15 protein-coding genes are annotated in these 19,973 nt (G+C 63.3%); 10 read left to right on the top strand and 5 right to left on the bottom strand.

Annotation, left to right across the window (positions count from 1 at the left end):
- Window positions 1-2 precede the first annotated feature (2 nt).
- The 5 genes from ACQ4W7_RS04850 to ACQ4W7_RS04830 all read right to left on the bottom strand — a co-directional run bounded on the left by ACQ4W7_RS04850 (window position 3) and on the right by ACQ4W7_RS04830 (window position 4,632).
- Window positions 3-710 (bottom strand): RES family NAD+ phosphorylase, encoded by a 708-nt coding sequence (locus ACQ4W7_RS04850; RefSeq protein ID WP_436528858.1) that lies wholly within the window; start codon window positions 708-710, stop codon window positions 3-5.
- Between the two features lie 2 nt (window positions 711-712).
- On the bottom strand, window positions 713-1,150 hold the full coding sequence (locus tag ACQ4W7_RS04845) for an MbcA/ParS/Xre antitoxin family protein (protein ID WP_436528856.1): 438 nt from the start codon (window positions 1,148-1,150) through the stop codon (window positions 713-715).
- Window positions 1,151-1,231: 81 nt separating this feature from the next.
- Window positions 1,232-1,642 (bottom strand): fosfomycin resistance glutathione transferase, encoded by a 411-nt coding sequence (fos, locus tag ACQ4W7_RS04840; protein WP_436528854.1) that lies wholly within the window; start codon window positions 1,640-1,642, stop codon window positions 1,232-1,234.
- Window positions 1,643-1,870: 228 nt separating this feature from the next.
- Window positions 1,871-3,571 carry a single-stranded-DNA-specific exonuclease RecJ gene (gene recJ / locus ACQ4W7_RS04835; RefSeq protein ID WP_436528852.1) on the bottom strand — a complete coding sequence of 567 codons (1,701 nt, stop codon included), beginning with the start codon at window positions 3,569-3,571 and terminating at the stop codon, window positions 1,871-1,873.
- A complete protein-coding gene (locus ACQ4W7_RS04830) occupies window positions 3,568-4,632 on the bottom strand; it encodes a hypothetical protein (protein WP_436528850.1) in 1,065 nt (354 codons plus the stop codon). The genes recJ and ACQ4W7_RS04830 overlap by 4 nt, the downstream gene beginning before the upstream one ends.
- A gap of 386 nt (window positions 4,633-5,018) precedes the next feature.
- On the opposite strand from ACQ4W7_RS04830, the gene ACQ4W7_RS04825 reads away from it, so the two are divergent.
- From ACQ4W7_RS04825 to ACQ4W7_RS04780, 10 genes are all read left to right on the top strand, one after another.
- Window positions 5,019-8,531 (top strand): SdrD B-like domain-containing protein, encoded by a 3,513-nt coding sequence (locus ACQ4W7_RS04825; protein ID WP_436528848.1) that lies wholly within the window; start codon window positions 5,019-5,021, stop codon window positions 8,529-8,531.
- 113 nt (window positions 8,532-8,644) lie between these two features.
- Complete coding sequence (locus ACQ4W7_RS04820; protein WP_426073704.1) at window positions 8,645-9,298, top strand: PEP-CTERM sorting domain-containing protein; 654 nt, start codon at window positions 8,645-8,647, stop codon at window positions 9,296-9,298.
- A gap of 200 nt (window positions 9,299-9,498) precedes the next feature.
- Window positions 9,499-11,718: a type I secretion system permease/ATPase gene (locus ACQ4W7_RS04815; protein ID WP_436528846.1), complete on the top strand. Its 2,220-nt coding sequence runs from the start codon at window positions 9,499-9,501 to the stop codon at window positions 11,716-11,718.
- A complete protein-coding gene (locus ACQ4W7_RS04810; RefSeq protein ID WP_436528844.1) occupies window positions 11,715-13,028 on the top strand; it encodes an HlyD family type I secretion periplasmic adaptor subunit in 1,314 nt (437 codons plus the stop codon). Before ACQ4W7_RS04815 ends, ACQ4W7_RS04810 begins: the two co-directional genes overlap by 4 nt.
- Complete coding sequence (locus tag ACQ4W7_RS04805; protein ID WP_436528842.1) at window positions 13,028-14,323, top strand: TolC family protein; 1,296 nt, start codon at window positions 13,028-13,030, stop codon at window positions 14,321-14,323. Before ACQ4W7_RS04810 ends, ACQ4W7_RS04805 begins: the two co-directional genes overlap by 1 nt.
- Before the next feature lie 115 nt (window positions 14,324-14,438).
- Window positions 14,439-15,716 carry a lipoprotein-releasing ABC transporter permease subunit gene (locus tag ACQ4W7_RS04800; RefSeq protein WP_436528840.1) on the top strand — a complete coding sequence of 426 codons (1,278 nt, stop codon included), beginning with the start codon at window positions 14,439-14,441 and terminating at the stop codon, window positions 15,714-15,716.
- 32 nt (window positions 15,717-15,748) lie between these two features.
- Complete coding sequence (locus ACQ4W7_RS04795) at window positions 15,749-17,014, top strand: lipoprotein-releasing ABC transporter permease subunit (protein ID WP_426073699.1); 1,266 nt, start codon at window positions 15,749-15,751, stop codon at window positions 17,012-17,014.
- A gap of 16 nt (window positions 17,015-17,030) precedes the next feature.
- Window positions 17,031-17,750 carry a lipoprotein-releasing ABC transporter ATP-binding protein LolD gene (lolD, locus tag ACQ4W7_RS04790; RefSeq protein WP_436528838.1) on the top strand — a complete coding sequence of 240 codons (720 nt, stop codon included), beginning with the start codon at window positions 17,031-17,033 and terminating at the stop codon, window positions 17,748-17,750.
- A gap of 48 nt (window positions 17,751-17,798) precedes the next feature.
- Window positions 17,799-18,602: a TatD family hydrolase gene (locus ACQ4W7_RS04785; RefSeq protein WP_436528885.1), complete on the top strand. Its 804-nt coding sequence runs from the start codon at window positions 17,799-17,801 to the stop codon at window positions 18,600-18,602.
- Window positions 18,602-19,843 carry a PQQ-dependent sugar dehydrogenase gene (locus ACQ4W7_RS04780; protein WP_436528836.1) on the top strand — a complete coding sequence of 414 codons (1,242 nt, stop codon included), beginning with the start codon at window positions 18,602-18,604 and terminating at the stop codon, window positions 19,841-19,843. The genes ACQ4W7_RS04785 and ACQ4W7_RS04780 overlap by 1 nt, the downstream gene beginning before the upstream one ends.
- Window positions 19,844-19,973: the final 130 nt, after the last annotated feature.

Here is a 19,973-nt window from a genome sequence, read left to right as displayed (position 1 = left end):
CTTTATTTGCCTGGCAAGGCTTCCACGTGCGGCGTCGGCGTACCCCGCCATGTTAACCGATAGGCGGCGCCTTTGCGAACATTGCCCACCAGGGCAGGGCGGAAGCAGGCCAGGTTGGTGCCGCTGGCGTGCCGGACGCTGGGGAAGATGACGCCCATGGAACCGGCTTCGAGCAGGATGGCGGCCAGGTCTTGCGAGGCGATGTAGCTGGCCGGATCGAGGCAAGCCTGGTAGCGTTCCTGGCCGCGCAGGTCGTGGAAGCTGGCGGAAAAATCGGCCAGCAGCGATTGGTAGCTGACGCTGTCGTCGAAATAGTCGATTTCCTGGTATTCCACGGTCTTGTGGAAAATGATCTCGGCCAGCGCCGTTTTCATGTCGAAGGCGCAATACCAGGCACCCCGTTCGCCATCGTTGAAGCGCGCACCTTCCGGCCGGGCGTAAGTGTAGGCGGCGTTGATGATGCGAAAGTGCGGCACGCCAAAAACCAGCTCGTCCACGCCAATGCCTGGCGCGCCGCCATACTCGGCCACCAGGCGCGCATTCGTCGCGTTATCTAGTTCAAACAGCTCGCGCAGGTGCTCGTCATCTTCGGCCAGGGGCGCCAGCACGGAGTCTTCCATGTCGGCGAAGCGCGAGGGAATCAGGCGGCAAGTGTCGATCTGGCGCAAGGCGGCCAGCGGCGGCAGGTGGTCATTGGCGATGGCAGGCAAGATTACAGCCCTCCGCGGCGTGCATCGAGCAGCTTGCGCACCGTCTGCATGGCCAGCAAGCCGCCGGCCAGCATCTGCGACAGAGGCGTGCGTCCGCCAAACACGGGATTTTTGTTGGGCAAGCTCACCCATTCGTCGGCCAGTTTGTCGCCGTACAAAATGTGCAAGGCCTTGTAGATGCCCAGCAAATAGGAAATGCGTGTGATGCGGTCCACTTCCAGCACGCGGTCCGGGTGTTTTTTCCACTCGTAGTAGGCGCTGCTGGACAGGCCGCCCAGCAATTCGCGCGCATCGTCGTCGCGCAACTTCCAGGCGGAGGCCAGCTTGAAAAACCCCTTCAGTGCCGCCTGCGACAATCGCTCGCGCTCGGCTTTGGCGTTCAGGTCGACAAGTACCGCCGGCTCGAAGCGGCTCTTGGGGTAGGCATAGGCAAGATTCATAATAATCTCCTTTTATGGACTAATATTACTCCTTTTTTGGAGATATTGCTATCCTCTTCCCAATGTGTGTGCCCACGCCCCTTAGTCAAAGAATTGCATGTCGGCATAGGGCACCGTCCGGCATGCCGCCAGCCGTTGCGCCAGGCCACCCGCATGGGCTTCCAGTTGGTGGCCGTCCGGATCGAGAAAATACAGGGAATCACCGGCGCTGAGGTTTTGCTGCCATTCCACCACGCCGGCGGCGCGCAGGCGGGCGGCAAAGGCGGAGAAGTCTTCCTGCGAGATGGAAAAGGCATAGTGCGTGTAGGTGCCGCCCGTGCCGTTGGTCGCCCCGGTATCCAGCGACAGGCACAGCCACAAATCCCCGGCCGACAGATACGCGCCCCTGTCCCTGCGCGCATGCAGGCGCAGGCCCAAAGTGTCGCGGTAAAAGACGATGCTGCGCGCCAGGTCGCGCACGGACAGGGTGAGGTGGTTCAGGCCGGTCAACATGGTGCTGTTTTTAAATGGTGTGTAGGGTGGTTCCAGCTGCCGCTGTGGTTTGATGCGATATTGTTCCACGTAAGCATGAGACACAGCAATAAAACCACAAACGTCGCAACACCTGACAGTACCGTAGCGAGCGGAAGGAAGAGGTGGTCGAGAAGCGCAGCCGTACTTTAGTACGGTGAGCATCGCAGGCCGCCTATACCGACGCGTAGTAGCTTGTGTCAGGTGACACTACGCAGGCTCGGCGTGCTCTACCATGAGTTGCACCTTGGTTGTGCCATTGTATTCATTCGCATCGAGGCGGAAGGCCACGCGCGTGCGTTCGCCCAAGGCGTCCGTGTGGCCGAACCAGATGGCGTCGAAGCGCACGCCGTTCTTTTCCAGCAGCAGCTTCAGATGGCGCTCTTTCAGGATGCGCTGGCTGACGACGCGGAACTCGTCGCAGAAGACGGGTGGGGAGAAGCCCTGGCCCCACACCTGGCCATCCATCAGCTCGATGAAGGCTGTCGTGTAGTAGGCGTCTTCCAGCGGGCCGTCCGTTTCCACGACCCGTTCCAATTGCTGCTGGCTGAGCCAGGCCTGGCCCACGGCTTCGAAGGCCTTGGAAAACGCGTCGAAGGCGTCTGCGCGGATGGTCAAACCCGCCGCCATGGCGTGGCCGCCGAACTTGTCGATCAGGCTGGGCGCCCGTTTCGATACGAGGTCGAGCGCGTCGCGCAAGTGGAAGCCGGGAATTGAGCGGCCCGAACCCTTGATCCAGCCATCAGCGCCCGGCGCGAACGTGATGGTCGGGCGGTAAAATTTTTCTTTCAGGCGCGAGGCGACGATGCCGATCACGCCCTGGTGCCAGGATGCATCGAAGACGCTGATGGTGCTGCTGTTGGCCGGCTCGAAATCATCGAGGTGCAGCAGGGCCGTATCCTGCATTTCCGCTTCGATTTCACGGCGCTTCAGATTAATGTCGTTCAATTGCTGCGCCAGCGCCCAGGCGCGGCCTTCGTCGTCCGTGATCAGGCATTCGATGCCCAGCGACATGTCTTGCAGGCGGCCGGCCGCATTCAGGCGCGGTCCCAGGGCAAAACCCAGGTCGAACGGCGTGGCGCTACGCGCTTCGCGGCCCGCCACGCGGAACAGGGCGGCCACGCCTGCGTGCATATTGCCTTTGCGCATGCGTTTCAAACCTTGCGCGACGAGGATGCGGTTGTTCGTATCGAGGCGCACCACGTCAGCCACCGTGCCCAGCGCCACCAGGTCGAGCAGGTTGTCGAGCTTGGGCTGCGTTTGCGCATCGAATATGCCGCGTCGGCGCAGCTCCGCGCGCAAGGCCAGCAAGACGTAAAACACCACGCCCACGCCGGCCAGGTGTTTGCTGGGAAAACCGCAGGCGGGCTGGTTCGGATTGACGATGACAGCCGCGTCGGGCAGGGTGTCGGCCGGCAAATGGTGATCGGTGACGACCACCTGGATGCCGCGCCGGTTCGCCTCGGCCACGCCGTCAATGCTGGCGATACCGTTGTCGACGGTGATGATGATGTCGGGCGACTTTTCGCGGGCCGTCAGTTCGACGATTTCCGGCGTCAGGCCGTAGCCGTACTCAAAACGGTTGGGCACGATGAAATCGACGTCGGCGCCCATGGCGCGCAAGCCGCGAATGGCGACGGCGCAGGCGGTAGCGCCATCGCAATCGTAGTCGGCCACGATGACCATGCGTTTCTTGGCGGCAATCGCGTCGGCCAGGAAGACGCCGGCCGCGCCGATGTGCAGCAAGCCGGACGGCGGCATCAGGGCCGCCAGTTCGCTCGACAGTTCCTTCGCATCGGACAGGCCGCGCGAGGCGTACAGCCGGGCCAGCACGGGGTGGATGCCGCCCTGGCGCAGCAGTTCGGATTCGCGGTAAGGGCAGGGACGGGTGGCGATGCGGGTACGGGTCATGATGCTTTCAACTTGTTCAGGGTAATTGCGCGCCAGAATTTGCGCTGCGCATGCTTGCTGGTGCTGCAAGCTAGCCAGGCGTCGCGGTGGCTCAGTACCAGGCGCAACTGGCCCAGGCGGCCATCTTTCACGGCCGCCAGCAGGGGCACGAACCAGTCTGCTTCCAGTGCCTGCAACTGTTGCAGCCACATGCCCCATTCCTGGGCCTGCGCCGCTTCGACCAGGCCGCCCAGTACGACGATCGCGTCGGATTGGTCTGCCAGCACACTGCTTGGACTGGCATGGCGCCGTGATGGTTCCGCCAGCGCCGCCAGCCAGCCGGGCGCGTCTTTTGTATGCAGGCTGGCGGCGCAGCGCGCAGGTGCCGGTGCAGATTCCGCCGTGGCCAGGCTCCCGCCCCAGATCCAGAAGGAGTTGATGGCTTTCAAGCCCCGTTCTTCGCGCGCCGCGTTGACGGGATGTTCATGCCACAGCATCTGCACTTCGTTCTGCAGGCGGCGCGCGGCGCGCGCGTGCTCGCCTTCCGGCATCCAGACGGACAGGTCTTGCGTGGTGGCGCCGTCCGGCGTGGCGCACTGCAAGTCGCTCCAGGCGTCGGCGCGCATGAACCAGGTGCCTGCGTCGCCATACGCCAGGGGCTGGCCGATCTCGTCGAAATAGGGGGCCGCAATGTCAAACAGGGCGCGGCCATCGGCCTCGCTTAACTTGAGCTGGCGCAAGTCTTCCAGGCTGATATGGCTGCGGGCGATGGCCAGGTGGGCCGGATGCAGCAGGAAATAGCGCGCGCCCGGTTCCGGCGTCAAGCCGTAGCCGCGCATGGCCTGGGCCGCAAAGGCCGCCTGCGTCGCCTCGCCGTTGGGCGCGAACGCCAGGCCGAGCGCGTGCGCCAGCCACGCTTCGTGCGGCAGCAGGCGGTTGGTATTGTCAAAAGTTTCCAAATTGCAATTGGAAGTGCGCGACAACAGGGCCGCCAGGGCGGGCGCCTGCAAGACCTTGAGCAGGTCGGCAGCCAGTTCTGCAGTGGGCAAGGCGAAGGGCAGGACGAGGGTAACTTGATTCATCCCGAGATTGTAGGCGATTGTGGCCATGCCAGAGTAGGGGCATACAATTTTCGTCGAATAGTGAAGGTATCAAAAAAACATCAAAATTACACTGATCTCATTATTATTAGTGGAAAACAATTTGCTTTTGCAAATATCGACGATATAATTGCGCTAACTTACATATCAGAAAGACAATCGCACCCCTGCTGTGTGGTTGCGTCGTTTGGCTCCTGTGTCCCTTGAAATCGTATACAAGATGCTGCCGGCTTCATTTTTTAAACAAGTCTCTTTCTTGGAAGCCCACCCATGTATACATTTGCCGCTTTGCGCGGTCAGGCTGTTTGCGCCCTGGCCCCCCACGTTTCCACTCCTGCCGCCACTGATGCGTATCGCCAGGAGGCCGCATGACTACTTACAATCTGTCGACGACGGTTCACGTTTGTGAAGACATTAACAAGAATTTCGACATCCGCGATTTGCTGGTGCAAGCCGGCTATTCGGTGCAAGGCGAACTGAACATCAAGAATTTCACGGTTTTGTTGCCTGACGATACTGAATCGACCAGCAACACCCCCTTGTTCGGCATGCTCGACGCGGACACCGTGTACGTACGTCCCGGCGATTGGGCTGCCAACTACAATGGCAGCTTCTCGACCATCCAGGTAACGATCGACAAGGGCAATGGCGATATCGTCCAGCTGAGCCTGCAAGTCATCATCGATCCCGTCAATGACGCCCCGGATGCCGCTGACAAGACCTTCACCCTGGTCGACGGCGCCAGCGTCGTGCTGAGCGAAAGCGATTTCGGCTTCCACGACGACGTCGAGAACAACGGCTTCAAGTCCGTCGTCATCACCAATACCACCACGGCCGGGCAAGTCTTGCTCAATGGCGTGGCCGTCGCGGTGGGCACGGAGATCTCCATCGATGATATCCGCGCGGGCCACCTGGTCTTCGTGCCAAGCCAGACGGTTGCCGGCGACTTCGATCTGGGCTTCAAGGTGCGCGACGATGGCGGCACGGAAGGCTGCAATGCGCAAGACCTGAGCCTGGCGCCCCATTACTTGACTTTCAAGGTGCCGATGGCCCACCTGGGCGATTTCGTCTGGGAAGACAAGAACGCCAATGGCGTGCAGGATGCGGGCGAAGCGGGCATTGCCAATGTCGTGGTGCAATTGAAAGATGGCGCGGGTGCGGTAGTGGCATCGACCACCACCGACGCCAACGGCGGCTACCATTTCGACGTCAATCCAGGCACGTATTCCGTCACCGTTGTCACGCCGAATGGCTACACGGCAACAGCTGCCAACCAGGGCGGCGACACGGCCAAGGACAGCAATATCGATGCGGCCGGCAACATGGCGCCTGTCACCCTGGCGCCGGGCCAGACCAACTTGAGCCTGGATGCTGGCCTGTACCGCGCCGCCGAACTGGGTGATCGCGTATGGTTCGATGCCAACAAGAACGGCTTGCAAGATGCGGGCGAAGCAGGCGTGGCCGGCGTGAAAGTGACTTTGCTCGATGCGTCGGGCAATGTCGTCGGCAGCCCGCTCGTCACGGATGCGAATGGCAACTATTTGTTCACGAATCTGAAGCCGGGCGCCTACAGCGTGCAGTTTGACAAGACCAGCCTGCCTGCCGGTTATGCCTTCACGGGCCAGGACCAGGGCGGCGACGACCAGCGCGATTCCGATGCCAGCGCCATCGATGGCAAGACGGCGCAAGTACTGCTTGCTTCCGGCGACAGCAACCATAGCCTGGATGCGGGCATCGTGGCCCTGCCGGCCTCCTTGGGCGACCGCGTCTGGCATGATGCCAACTTGAACGGCGTGCAGGATACGGGCGAGGCCGGTATCGGCGGCGTCACGGTGCAGCTGAAAAATGCAGCCGGCAGCGTGATCGGCTCGACCGTCACGGATGCCACCGGCTATTATAATTTCAGCGTCGATGCCGGCACGTATTCCGTCGCCGTCGTCGCGCCGCCAGGCTATCTGACCACGGTCAAGGATGCGGGCGGCAATGATGCGCTCGACAGCGACATCAATGCCGCAGGCCAGAGCGGCCTGGTGACGGTTGCCGCCGGCCAAAACTACAAGGACCTGGATGCGGGCTTGTACAAAACGGCTGCCATTGGCGACCGCGTGTGGTTTGACGCCAACGGCAACGGCACGCAGGATGCGGGCGAAGCGGGTGTCGGTGGCGTGAAAGTCAACCTGTTCAACGAATCGGGTGTCGTGGTCGCCAGCGCCACCACGGATGCCAGCGGCAACTACCTGTTCAGCAACTTGGTGCCTGGCCGCTACTTCCTGGGTTTTGAGCCACCGGCCGGCTATACCTTCACCAAGGCGGACGTGGGCGGCTATGCCACCGATTCGGATGTCAATCCGGCCACCGGCCTCACTACTACCTGGATCGGGCTGAAATCGGGCGATGGCCAGCTGGAATGGGATGCCGGCCTGGTCAAATGCGCGCCTGTCACCGGCAGCATCGGCGACCGCGTGTGGGAAGACAATAACTACAACGGCGTGCAAGATGCGGGCGAACTGGGCGTGGCGGGCGTGAAAGTCAATCTGCTCAATGCCAGCAACCAAATCATCGCCACGACAACGACGAATGCCAGTGGCAATTATCTGTTCGACAAGCTGGTCGCCGGCGGCTACAAGGTGGAAGTCGTCCGTCCATCGGGTTTCTACTACACCAAGGCAAATGTGGGCAGCGACACGGCCGATTCCGACGTCGATACGAGCACGGGGCGTTCCGGCTTGATCAACCTGGCTGCCGGCCAGAACGACATGAGCTGGGATGCGGGCATCTATCGCAAAGCCAGCCTGGGCGACAAGGTATGGCGCGACGCCGACCATGACGGCATACAGGATGCCAACGAGGCCGGCATCGCCAACATCAAAGTGCAGTTGTATTCCGGCAGCGGTGCCTTGCTGGCCACCACGTACACGAATGCCAGTGGCAACTATCTGTTCAGCAACCTCGATCCGGGCAGCTATTCGCTGAAGTTCGACAAGAGCAACGTGATGCATGCTGGTTATGCCATGAACAGCTGGAAGTGGGGCGCCAAGAACGTGGGCAGCAACGACAACATCGATTCGGACGTCAACAGCAATGGTTCCTATGCCAACGTGATCTACACGGACATCCTGAAGCTGGCTTCGGGCCAGAACGACATGCGCTGGGATGCCGCCATCACGCCTATCGTCATCGACCTGAACGGTGACGGCGTGCACACGATCGCCCGCGCCGATTTCCACGGCAGTTTCGACTTGCTGGGCACGGGCAGCGCCATCCAGTCGGGCTGGGTCTCGGCACATGACGGCTTGCTGGCCATCGACAGCAATGGCAATGGCAAGATCGACAATATCTCCGAATTGTTCGGCGGCAGCGAGAAGGGCACGGGCTTTGCCAAGCTGTCCAGCTATGACTCGAACGGTGACGGCGTGGTCGACTTGCACGATGACAAGTTTGCCGAATTGCGCATCTGGCGCGACGCCAACAGCAATGGCGTCACGGACGATGGCGAGCTGATGTCGCTGCATGACGCGGGCGTGGCCAGCCTGACGGTTTCCTACACGGAACTGCCTTTCCTCGACGCCAACGACAACCTGCACCTGGAGCGCAGCAGCGCCACCCTGGCCGATGGCAAGACGGTAGACATGACGGACGTGTATTTCAACGTCGACGCCAAGGATGCGGCCAAGGCCGGCATCACCTTGCCGAGCATGGCCGACCTGCTGCGCGACGACCATGCACTCGACACGGCGCTGGGCCAGGATGCGACCGTCGCCACGGTGGCTGCAGCCCCGGTGGCTCCCGCTGCCGAAGCCCAGGCCCAGTGCGAAATGGCCGAAGTCTTGCGCCGCGCCATGGCACATGCCAATGCACAGCCCCAGGAAATGGCTGCCTGATGTCCTGTTTTACCAGGCCATACCCGCCTGGCTGATATGTTCCGGCGCCCCTGTCCGCAGGCGGCGCCGGCGCTCTCCAATCACTTTAAAGAGAATACGCAATGAAAAAATCCATGCACCTGATCGTCCGCGGCAGCATCGCAGCGGCTGTCTTCGCCCTCGCCAGCGGCAGCGCCCTGGCAGCGTCCAACCTGCAAGTCATCGACTCGCACAGCGTCAGCCTGTTTACCGCCAGCGGCGGTGCTTTTGGCTCCGGCAACGCCATCTCGCCTACTTTGTGGGAAGTCAAGTACGACAGCAACACCTTCCTGGCTTTTTGCCTCGATCCCCATGTGGCCGTGAGCAACAGCGCGAATAGTTACAGCAGCAGCGCCTTTACCGCCAGCGATTCCGTCAAGCGCCTGTACGAGGGCTATTACGCCTCGTCCATTGCGAATGTGTCCACCAGCGCCAACAGCGCCGCCGCCTTCCAGCTGGCCTTGTGGGAATTGAATAACGACAACACGAACTTGCTGACGGGCGACCTGCGCTTCAAGAACCTGAATAATGCCGTCGTCAGCCAGGCGAACAGCATGCTGGGCGTGGCTAAGGGCAATGGCGCCATCCAGAACCTGTACAACTACACTAGCCTGAGCAGCGTCAATCCTGCCTCGCAAACCCTGCTCAGCGTGTCGCCGGTGCCGGAAGCGCAAACGTGGGCCATGCTGGTCGCAGGCCTGGGCTTGCTGGGCTTCATGGCGCGCCGCCGCAGGGCTGGCGCGGCATAAATCGGCAGCAGCGGTATTGACTTGGTAGTTTCTGCTGCGGTGCGTCGGTCACGACGCACCGCAGTTTTATTTTTTCACAACATCATTCTGAATAGCTGTTATTACTATGGCACAATGTTTCTGCAAGCCACTACTGCGCGACCTTGACAATAGTTCCTCACTGTTCATTGCAACTGCCTGAGATCGGATTTGAGCTCATCATGACGCTACCTTCTGCCGCGCACGCCGCCGTCGACGCTTCCCCATCCACCGCCTGCGCCGAGACGCTTGCCGACGCCATCGTCTTCCTGGCCCGCTTTCTTGACACCGGCGTGCAAGCCGAGCGCTTGCGCGCCAGCGTGGCAGCGCATGGCGACCCGGCCGCCGCTGATTTTCTCGACCAGGCGCTCAGCCATGCCAACCTGGCCGGCACGCCGCTGCCGATGGATAAGCCGCGCCGCGCCACGGAAATGCCGGCCTTGCTGGTCAACGGCGAGGGCCAGGCGCTGGTGGTGCTGAGCATTGCCGATGATAAATATGAATGCCATGTGCCGGGCATCGCCGGTACCTCCTGGCTGGACGCGGCCATGCTGGCGCAGGAAGTTCCCGCCGGGCGCTGGGTGGCCGTGCGGCCCGTGATGTTTTTCGACCAGCGCAGCTTGCTCTACAGCATGCCGGCGGCGGGCCGATGGTTCTGGGACGTCTTCAACCGCAACCGTTGGGTCTTTCGCTGGGCCTTGCTGGGCACGCTGGTCTTGAACGTCATCAGCGCGCTGGTGCCGTTCTATGCGATGGCAGTGTACGACCGCGTGATCCCCAACAACGCCACGTCCAGCCTGTGGGTGCTGACGATCGCCGTGGTGGGACTGACAGGTTTTGAATTGGCCATGCGCTTGCTGCGCGGCGAACTGGTGGAAACGGCATCGCGGCGCATGGACGTGGCGCTGTCGTCGAACATCTTCGCCCAGTGCTTGCGTCTGCGCGCGGCCAGCCGGCCCGCCTCGGGCGGGGCCCTGGCCAATACCGTGCGCGACTTTGAATCCGTGCGCGAATTCTTTGCCTCGACCACCCTGACCACCCTCGGTGATTTGCCCTTCCTGCTGCTGTTCCTGCTGGTCATCGCTTTTGTCGGCGGCTGGCTGGTGCTGGTACCCCTGGCCGCCATCCCGATCCTGCTGCTCGTCGCCTTCGCCTCGCGTGCGGCGCTGGCGCGCCACGTGGCCGCTTCGATGCAGGAAAGCGGGCAGCGCACGGCGCATCTGTTTGAAACCATGAATGGCCTCGACACCATCAAGGCGCTGGGCGCTGAGGCGTGGAGCCGCCGCAAATGGGAAAGTCTGACGGTGGCCATCGCCGCCAACAGCGTCGAGACGCGTGAAATCGTCAGCCGGGTCAATTACATCAACACGGCCGTGCTGGCCCTGTCCGGCGTGGCCGTGGTGGCCGTCGGCGCGTTGCTGATGGGAGAACGCCTGCTGACCCTGGGCCAGATCATCGCCGTGAGCATGCTGACGGGGCGCGCGCTGGCGCCCGTGAGCCAGATCGCGGGCCTGATCATGCGCTGGGAGCAGACCAAGCTGTCATACCACGCGTTGAACAAGATCATGGAAGCGCCCACGGACGACGATGCGGCCAGCCTGCAGGCGCCGCCACTGTCCGGGCGCATCGAGTTCCGCGACGTGGGTTTTGCCTACCCGAACTCGCCGCCGCTGCTGGATAAACTGAGTCTGCAGATACGTCCCGGCGAACGGGTGGGCGTGATCGGCAAGCTCGGTTCCGGCAAGAGCACCTTGTTGCGATTGTTGCTGAACCAGTACGGCCCGCAAAGCGGCAGCGTGCTGTTCGACGACCTGGCCAGCACCCAGCTCGAACCCTTGAGCCTGCGCCGCCAGATCGGCTATGTGCCGCAGGACGTGACGCTATTCCACGGCACCCTGCGCGAAAATATCGAACTGGGCCGCAGCCAGGCGGACGATGCCGGCCTGCTTGACGCCATCCGCCTTGCTTGCCTGGACGACATCATCACCCAGCTGCCGAATGGCGTGGCGACGGAAGTGGGTGAGCGGGGCGAACGCCTGTCCGGCGGCCAGCGCCAGGCCGTGGCCATGGCCCGCGCCTTGCTGGCGAAACCGCCGATGCTGCTGCTCGATGAACCGAGCAGCATGTTCGACCCGGCCACCGAGCAGCGTTTGATCGGCCGTTTGCGTACCTTAAAAGATACGACCATCGTCCTCGTCACGCACCGCATGGCCATGCTGGCGCTGGTGGACCGGCTGATCGTCTTCGACAAGGGGCGCATCGTGGCCGACGGCCCGCGCGATGAAGTCTTGCGTGTGATTAATGGTCAAAATGCGGGTCAAAATGCAAGTCAAAATGCGGGCCAAAACCAGGCCGCGAAGCCAGCCGCCGCCGTTGCCAACACGACGGGCGCTGCAGTATGAGCGCGCTGAATGCCCGTCCGCTGCCGCAGGCGCACCCGGATCCGGAACGCGAGCCGCGCCGCATCATTATTTGCATGCTGGCCCTGACGGCCGTGTTGCTGTCGCTGACCCTGGCCTGGGCCACGTTCGCCCAGCTCGACGTGTCCGTGAATGGGCGCGGCGCCATCACGCCGCCATCGCATTTGCAGGAAGTGCAAAGCCTGGAAGGGGGTATCGTGCGTGAAATGCTGGTGAAACCGGGCCAGCGGGTGCGCCGCGGCGACTTGCTGCTGCGCCTTGATACGGCGCAATACGATGCCAACCTGGGCGCCAGCGTGCAGAACCGCCTGGCCGCGCTGGCGGGCAGGGCACGCCTCGATGCCTTGCTGACGGGCGGCACGCCGCAGTTCGCGCCGGAATGGCAGCGTGAGGCGCCCGAGCTGATCGCCAAGGAAACGCAGTTGTGGCGCGATGGCCAGCGCGAATTTGCGTCCGCCACGGCGGCCGCGCGCGAAGGCGTGACGCGCCGGCGCGGCGAGTTGGCCGAGGCGCACAGCCGCATTGCCCAGCTCGACACTGGCTTGAAGATCGCCCTGGAAAGTTTGTCGATCGAAGAGCGGCTGTTCAAAGAGGGTGCTGGTTCGCGCGGCGATTACCTGAACGCGCAGCAGCGCGTGCAGCAGCAGCGCACGGAGCTCGACAGCCTGCGCAGCTCCGTGCCACGCCTGGTGGCCACCCTGGCCGAGGCGCAGGCGCAGGCTGGCGAAGTGGAAGCGCGCATGCGCGGCCAGTGGGGCGCGCAGCGCAGCGAATATGAAACCAAGGCCGGCGCCCTGGCCAGTACCGTCAAGGGCCAGCAGGATCAGGTGAGCCGGCGCGACGTGATGGCGCCCGTCGACGGCGTCGTCAACCGCGTGCTGGTAGCCACCGTGGGCGGCGTGGCGCAGCCTGGGAAACCTATTCTGGAAATCGTGCCGGCCGACTCGGAAGTGCTCATTTCCGTGCGCGTGAAACCGTCCGACATCGGTTTTATCCACGTGGGGCAGAGCGCCTCGGCAAACGTGCTCGCCTACGACGCCACCACCTATGGCCGCATGAAGGCGCAAGTGGTGCGCGTGGGTGCCGACGCCATCCCCGACGAGCGTAACGAACCGTATTTCGAAGTGCAGCTGAGTACCGACCGCAGCCAGTTGACGGCGCACGGCAAGGTGCTGCCGATTACCCCCGGCATGCCGGTCGACGTGGGCATCCTGACGGGGCGCCGCTCGGTGCTGCAATATGTGTTCAAGCCCGTGCTGCGCGGCTTGCAGTCTTCCCTGCAGGAGCGTTGATGCGTGTCATATTGGTATCGATCATGCTGGCGTGCGCCAGCATCGTGGTGGAAGCGCAGGCGCAGCCACCAGGAACCTTGTCCGTCCAGCCGGCGCCCATGCGCGGCTTGCCGGCCCTGCTGGCCCGCGCCGTGCCGCGCGACCCGCAGCTTATCGCGGCGCAGGCGGCGCTGGCCACCACCGAGGCGCGCTACAAGCAGGCCCGCTCGCGCCTGTTCCCGAATGCGGCGCTGCAGGCCAGGCGCGGGCGCAGCAATGACCTCGACGGGACGCTGGACGTGGAACGGCGCACGCACGAAGTGGAGGCGAGCCTGCGTTGGAATGTGTACAACGGCGGCGCCGACCGCGCCGAACTCGATGCGGCCGACCGCGAAATGGCGGGCGCCGCCTTCGACGTGCAGCGCGCGCGCGCGGAAAGCGCGGAAAAACTGGCCGAAGCGTATTTCGACATGCAGCGCCTGGAACGCAGCCTGCTGCAGTCGCAGGAACGCCTGCGCGACGTGACGCAGTTGGTGAAACAGGTGGCGCGTCAGGCGGAGCTGGGAAAATCGTCGGAAGTGGACCGCGAACTGGCGCAAAGCTCGCAGCTGGACGCGGAACTGGTACACGACGGCCTGCTGACGGACCGTCTGGCCGCGCAGATCAAGCTCGAGGCGCTGGCCTTCGAGCCGGTGGCGCAGTTTGCTGACTTTACGTTTGCGCCGCTGCCGGCGCAGGCGTTGGCAAACGCCGACATGCTGCAGGCGCAGTTGCGCGCCGCGCGCGAGCGGGCGGCGGCGGCCCAGCTGCGCGTGCGCAGCGTGGCGGCCACGCTGGCGCCGAAAATCGACCTCGATGTCAGACATTTGCTCAATAACAAGACCACGCCGCCGCCATCGACGATACAGCAGCGCGGCTGGTCGGTGGGCGTTAGCTGGGAATTTCCACTCGGCGGCGGCTCCCTGGCGCAGCGCGACGAGAGCATCAGCCGCGCCCAGGCGGCCGAGGCGGACGTGGCGCGCGCCGAGCAGGGCACGCGCGCCGACCTGGCCAGCATGCTGCCGCGTATCGCCAGTGCGCAGCGCACCCTGGCTCTGCTCGACGAGCAGGAAAAGAAAATGGCATTTGTCGTGCGCGGCGGCAGTATCCAGTACGAGGCGGGGCGGCGCAACCTGCAGCAGATCATCCAGACGCGCGACAGCTACTTCACGATACAGCAGCGGCGCATCGACCAGCTGCACCGTTTGACCCTGGCGCAGATGCGGCAATATGCGCTGGCGGGGCAGCTGCTGCAGGTGTTTGGGTTGGCACAATAAGGCGCTGGCGCCAGATTTGGCGCCAGCGTGCGCTGTTTCACATGCAGTTTCATGCATGAAATGGCCATTGTGTGGCACACTGCGCGCTCGCATATCATCGTTGTCGCGGGAGCGCATGAGCATCATCAAACAATTTCCTTTCGAGTGGCAGGTCGGCGTGCGCTATACGCGCGCCGGGAAACGCAGTGGCCGCAACAGCTTCATTTCCTTCATCTCCCTCATTTCCGTGGCCGGCATCGGCCTGGGCGTGGCCGCCCTGATCGTCGTCCTCTCCGTCATGAACGGCTTCCAGAAGGAAGTCACCGACCGGCTGATGTCGGTGCTGGCCCACGTCGAAGTGTTCGATACCGGCGGTTCTATGCCTAACTGGCAGGCGCAGGAGCGCGCCGCCTACGCCAACCCGCAAGTAAAAGCCGTGTCGCCGTTCGTGGAAACCCAGGGCATGCTGCTCAACGACGAAACCATGCGCCCGTCCGTCGTGCGCGGCGTGCTGCCGCAGCAGGAAGCCACCGTCTCCAGCGTGGCGAGCCAGATGAAGCAGGGCAGTTTCAAGGACCTCACGCCAGGCTCGTATAACATCGTGCTGGGCATCGACCTGGCCAAGGCGCTCGACGTGAAAGTGGGACAGAACGTGACCCTGATGCTGGAACGCGAGCCGAGGGCGGGCGACCCGGCCAATGGCATCGTCATGCCGCGCATGCGCGCGCTCAAGGTGACCGGCATCTTTGAGGCGGGTCATAACGAACTCGATGGCAGCCTGGCGTTTGTGAACATGCAGGATGCCGAGCAGCTGCTGCAGCTCGATGGCCCGTCCGGTCTGCGTCTGCGTCTGCATGACATGAACCAGGCGCCGCAGGTGGCGCGCGAATTGAAAGCCTCGATGCCGGGCCAGCTGTGGATGCGCGACTGGTCGCGCGCCAGTGCCAGCTGGTATGCGCTGGTGCAAAGCCAGAAGAACATGATGTTCATCATCCTCAGCATGATCATCGCCGTGGCCGCGTTCAACCTCGTCTCGACGCTGGTGATGTCGGTCACCGACAAGCAGGCCGACATCGCGATTTTGCGCACCCTGGGCGCCTCGCCGTTCTCCATCATGAAGATTTTCATGATCCAGGGCGCGCTGGTGGGCTTGCTGGGCAGTGCGCTGGGCGTGATCGGTGGCGTGCTGCTGGCGCTGAACGTGGGCGTCATCGTACCCTTCATCGAAGGCATCTTCGGCCTGCACTTCATCTCCAAGGAAATCTACCAGATCAGCGCCGTGCCGTCGGACGTGCATTGGCTGGACGTGGCGCAGATCGGTCTGATCGCTTTTGGTCTGGCGCTGGTGGCGACCATCTACCCTAGCTGGCGCGCCGCGCGCGTCAAGCCGGCCGAGGCCTTGCGCTACGAATAACTTTCCAAGAAACGATAAAGACCGCCTGAACAATGAGTATTTTCAAGAATTTGCCCTTCGAATGGCTGGTCGGCCTGCGCTACACGCGGGCCGGCAAGCGCAGTGGCCGCAACAGCTTCATCTCCTTTATTTCCCTCATTTCCATGGCCGGCATCGGCCTGGGCGTGGCGGCGCTGATCGTCGTGCTGTCCGTGATGAATGGCTTCCAGAAGGAAGTGACGGACCGCATGCTGTCCGTGCTGGCCCACGTGGAAGTGTTCGACAACAGCGGCAGCATGCCGGACTGGCGCGCCGAGGCGGCGCAGGCATTTAAAAACCCGGCCGTCAAGGGCGCCGCGCCGTTTGTGGAAACGCAAGGCATGCTGCTGCGCGACGATGCGCTGCGCCCCGCCATCGTGCGCGGCGTGCTGCCCGAGGAAGAGCCGAACGTTTCCGACGTGGCCGGCCAGACGCGCATGGGCAGCTTCAAGGCGCTGCAGCCGGGCACCTTCAATATCGTGCTGGGCATCGAACTGGCGCGCGCCTTGCGCGTCAACCTCGGTGAAAAAGTGACCTTGATGCTGGCGCAGGGCCAGGTCACGCCGGCCGGCGTGCTGCCGCGCATGCGCAGCTTTACCGTCAGCGGCATCTTCCAGGCGGGCCACAATGAATTCGATGCCGGCCTGGCTTTCATCAATATCGAAGACGGCCAGCGTTTGCTGCGCCTCGACGGCCCGTCCGGCCTGCGCCTGCGCCTGGCCGACATGAACAAGGCGCCGCAAGTGGCGGCGGAGCTGAAAAAAACCATGCCTGGCGACCTGTGGCTGCGCGACTGGTCGAAGCTGAACGCCAACTGGTTCGCCGCCGTGCAGACGGAAAAGCGCATGATGTTCATCATTTTGACGCTGATCATCGCGGTGGCCGCCTTCAACTTGGTGTCAACCCTGGTGATGACGGTGACGGACAAGCAGGCCGATATCGCCATCCTGCGCACCCTGGGCGCCTCGCCCCGCTCCATCATGAAGATTTTCATGATCCAGGGCGCTCTGGTGGGCATCCTGGGCACGCTGCTGGGCGTGGGCGGCGGGGTGCTGGTGGCCATGAACATTGACGTCATCGTGCCCTTCATCGAGCATCTGCTGGGCGTGCAGTTCCTCTCCAAGGACATTTACTTCATCAGCACCGTGCCGTCCGACCTGCGCTGGCCCGACGTCACCAAGATCGGCGTGCTGGCCGTGATCCTCGCCTTTTTGGCGACCCTGTACCCAAGCTGGTGGGCTGCCCGCGTCAAACCCGCGGAAGCCCTGCGCTATGAATAAACCACTGACTACTACCATGACCGATCTGAACAAACCTGCCTCTAACGGCGCTTCCGCTGATTCTGCCGTCCTTAGCTGCCGTGGCCTGGGCAAGACTTTTACGCAAGGCAGCTACAAGGTGCAGGTGCTGGCCGGCATCGACATCGACATCCACCGCGGCGAACGCGTGGCCATCGTCGGCGCATCAGGCTCGGGCAAGTCGACCCTGCTGCACCTGCTGGGCGGCCTCGATACGCCGACCAGCGGCAAGGTGACCCTGCTGGGCAAGGACTTCGCCACCCTCAGCGAAAAGGCGCGCGGCGACCTGCGCAACGCCTCGCTGGGTTTCGTCTACCAATTCCATCACCTGCTGCCCGAGTTTTCCGCGCTGGATAATGTCGCCATGCCGCTGATGATACGGCGCATGAAGCGCGCGCCCGCCACCGACCTGGCGCAGCAAATTCTTACGCGCGTGAACCTGGCCAAGCGCGTTACGCACACGCCGGGCGAATTGTCCGGCGGCGAGCGCCAGCGCGTGGCCCTGGCGCGTGCCCTCGTCACGCAGCCAGCCTGCGTGCTGGCCGATGAACCGACGGGCAACCTCGATCACGCCACGGCCGAACAGATTTTCGACCTGATGCTGGAATTGTCACGCACCCTGGGCACGGCCTTCGTCATCGTCACGCACGATATTGAACTGGCCAAGCGCTGCGACCGCGTGCTGCGCCTGACGGACGAAGGGCTGCAGCCTTATTGATACTGAGCAATACTGAGCAATACTAAGCAATACTAAGGAGCCGCCATGCTGTGGATCGACACGCACTGCCACCTCGACGCGCATGAATTCGGCAGCGAATCGCTGCAGGTGGCGGCACGTGCCGGCGGCCAGGGCGTGGCAATGATCGTCATTCCCGCCGTCGAACGGGCCAATTTCACCATCGTGCGCGACCTGGCGGCAGCGGCGTCCAACGCCTGCTATGCGCTGGGCATCCACCCGATCTACGTGCCACACGCCACGGAAGACGATTTGATCGCCCTGCGCGACGCCGTGAAAGCGGCCATGGCCGACCCGCGCTTTGTCGCCATAGGCGAGATCGGCCTTGATTTCTTCATTCCCATGCTGTGCGAACCGGCCATGCGCGCCAAGCAGGAGCATTTTTTGCGCGAACAGCTGAAGATCGCCCGCGACTTCGACCTCCCCGTGCTGGCCCATGTGCGCCGCTCGCAGGACATCGTCCTCAAGCATGCGCGCCAGATTCGCCCGAACGGCGGCATCGCGCATGCCTTCAACGGCAGCTTCCAGCAGGCGCAGGGCTATATAGCCCTCGGTTTCAAGCTCGGTTTCGGCGGCGCCATGACGTTTACCCGCGCCCTGCAGATACGCCGCATGGCCACGGACTTGCCACTGGACGCTATCGTGCTGGAGACGGACGCGCCCGATATTTCCCCGGCCTGGATACACCCTGGCCGCAACAGCCCCGAAGCATTGCCGCGCATTGGCGCCGTGCTGGCTGCATTGCGCGGCCTGGATATCGCGCAAGTGGCCGCCGTTACCAGTGCCAACGCGCGCGCCGTGATGCCCCGACTACCCTTGATGGAAACACCCTGATGAACAAAAAGATCACCTCTGGCGCCCTGGCGGCCTGTTTGAGCGGCGCGTTCGCGCAAGCCCTGGCGGCGCCTGGCGCTCAGTGCGACGGCTTGCCGCGCCTCGACGTCAACACGCCGCCCGGTTTTTGCGTGGCCGTGCTGGCCGACGGCCTGAAATTCCCGCGTGGCGTGCTGCCGCTGACGAATGGCGACATCCTCGTCACGGACATGGTGGGATGGACGCCGAAGCAGGGCAAATTGTGGCTGTTGCAGCGCAAGGCGGACGGTGGTGGCTACGAGCGCAAGCTGTTGCTCGACAAGCTTGATCGCCCGAACGGCATCGTGCAGGGACCGGACGGCATGGTCTACGTGGGCGAGGTGGGACGCATCTTCCGCGTCGACTTGCGCGACCCCGCCCGCGCTACCACCGATATCATCGGCGGCACGGCGAAGACGCCGCGCCTGCCGGGACTGGGTTTGCACCTGCTGACGAACATGCGCTTCAGTCCCAAGGGCGACCTGTATGTGAACGTGGGTTCCAGCACCGACCATTGCGAGAACGATGGCAAGGCACCCGATCCGGCCAAGGCCTGCCCTTCGGCGGAAGGTCCGGAAGCGCTGGGCGCCATCCGCGAGTACAAGATGGCTTGGCCGGCCGGCACGGTGACGGGCTGGCGCACGCATGCGCGCGGCTTGCGCAATTCCATGGCACTGGCCTTCCATCCCGCCACGGGCGAGTTATGGCAGGCGGAAAACGCACGCGACGCCATCCAGGCCGCCATGCCGCAACTGAAAAGCGACGAAAACCTGCCGCATGAAGAACTCAATTTGATCAAGGCCGACCGGCACTATGGTTGGCCGTACTGCTACGACGACAATGTGGCGAGCCCCGAATATCCGAAGACGGCTTGCGACGCCCAATATGCGGCGCCGCAGCGCCTGCTGCCCGGCCACGCCGCGCCGCTGGGCATGACGTTCTACACGGCCAGCCGCTTCCCGGAGCTGTACAAGAACAGCCTGATCATCGGCTACCACGGCTATCGCAGCAACGGCCACCGCCTGGTGGCGCTGCTGCCCGACAAGGCCGGCGCGCCGCTGGGCAAGTCCGTCGAATTGATCAGCAACTGGGAGCGCAAGGGCAAGCAAGGCAGGGGCGCGCCCGTCGACGTGAAGCAGGGCCAGGATGGCGATATCTACATGGCCGATGACCATAATGGGCTGGTGCTCAAATTGCATTATGCGGCGCCGGGCAAACCGTAAGCGGCGCTCATCCGACACGTTGCTGGTGTTACGGGTGTTGTCGGGTTACGGCCTTTGACCTAAGCCGACCTAAGCCGATCTACGCTTGACCTCGCTCAGTGCGGGGCTGCCGCAGCCTCCTACAATCGGC

The organism is Janthinobacterium algoris (assembly GCF_051380935.1).
Taxonomy (GTDB): Bacteria; Pseudomonadota; Gammaproteobacteria; order Burkholderiales; family Burkholderiaceae_D; genus Janthinobacterium.
The sequence above is the reverse complement of the archived record's forward strand: the minus strand, read 5'-3'. Positions and strand labels throughout refer to the sequence as shown.

Coding starts and splice junctions, on each gene's coding strand:
- ACQ4W7_RS04805 (WP_436528842.1), top strand. CDS start 13,028: ATGCGTGTCATATTGGTATCGATCATGCTGGCGTGCGCCAGCATCGTG.
- ACQ4W7_RS04825 (WP_436528848.1), top strand. CDS start 5,019: ATGACTACTTACAATCTGTCGACGACGGTTCACGTTTGTGAAGACATT.
- lolD (WP_436528838.1), top strand. CDS start 17,031: ATGACCGATCTGAACAAACCTGCCTCTAACGGCGCTTCCGCTGATTCT.
- ACQ4W7_RS04815 (WP_436528846.1), top strand. CDS start 9,499: ATGACGCTACCTTCTGCCGCGCACGCCGCCGTCGACGCTTCCCCATCC.
- ACQ4W7_RS04845 (WP_436528856.1), bottom strand. CDS start 1,150: ATGAATCTTGCCTATGCCTACCCCAAGAGCCGCTTCGAGCCGGCGGTA.
- ACQ4W7_RS04780 (WP_436528836.1), top strand. CDS start 18,602: ATGAACAAAAAGATCACCTCTGGCGCCCTGGCGGCCTGTTTGAGCGGC.
- recJ (WP_436528852.1), bottom strand. CDS start 3,571: ATGACCCGTACCCGCATCGCCACCCGTCCCTGCCCTTACCGCGAATCC.
- ACQ4W7_RS04830 (WP_436528850.1), bottom strand. CDS start 4,632: ATGAATCAAGTTACCCTCGTCCTGCCCTTCGCCTTGCCCACTGCAGAA.
- ACQ4W7_RS04795 (WP_426073699.1), top strand. CDS start 15,749: ATGAGTATTTTCAAGAATTTGCCCTTCGAATGGCTGGTCGGCCTGCGC.
- ACQ4W7_RS04800 (WP_436528840.1), top strand. CDS start 14,439: ATGAGCATCATCAAACAATTTCCTTTCGAGTGGCAGGTCGGCGTGCGC.
- ACQ4W7_RS04810 (WP_436528844.1), top strand. CDS start 11,715: ATGAGCGCGCTGAATGCCCGTCCGCTGCCGCAGGCGCACCCGGATCCG.
- ACQ4W7_RS04820 (WP_426073704.1), top strand. CDS start 8,645: ATGCACCTGATCGTCCGCGGCAGCATCGCAGCGGCTGTCTTCGCCCTC.
- fos (WP_436528854.1), bottom strand. CDS start 1,642: ATGTTGACCGGCCTGAACCACCTCACCCTGTCCGTGCGCGACCTGGCG.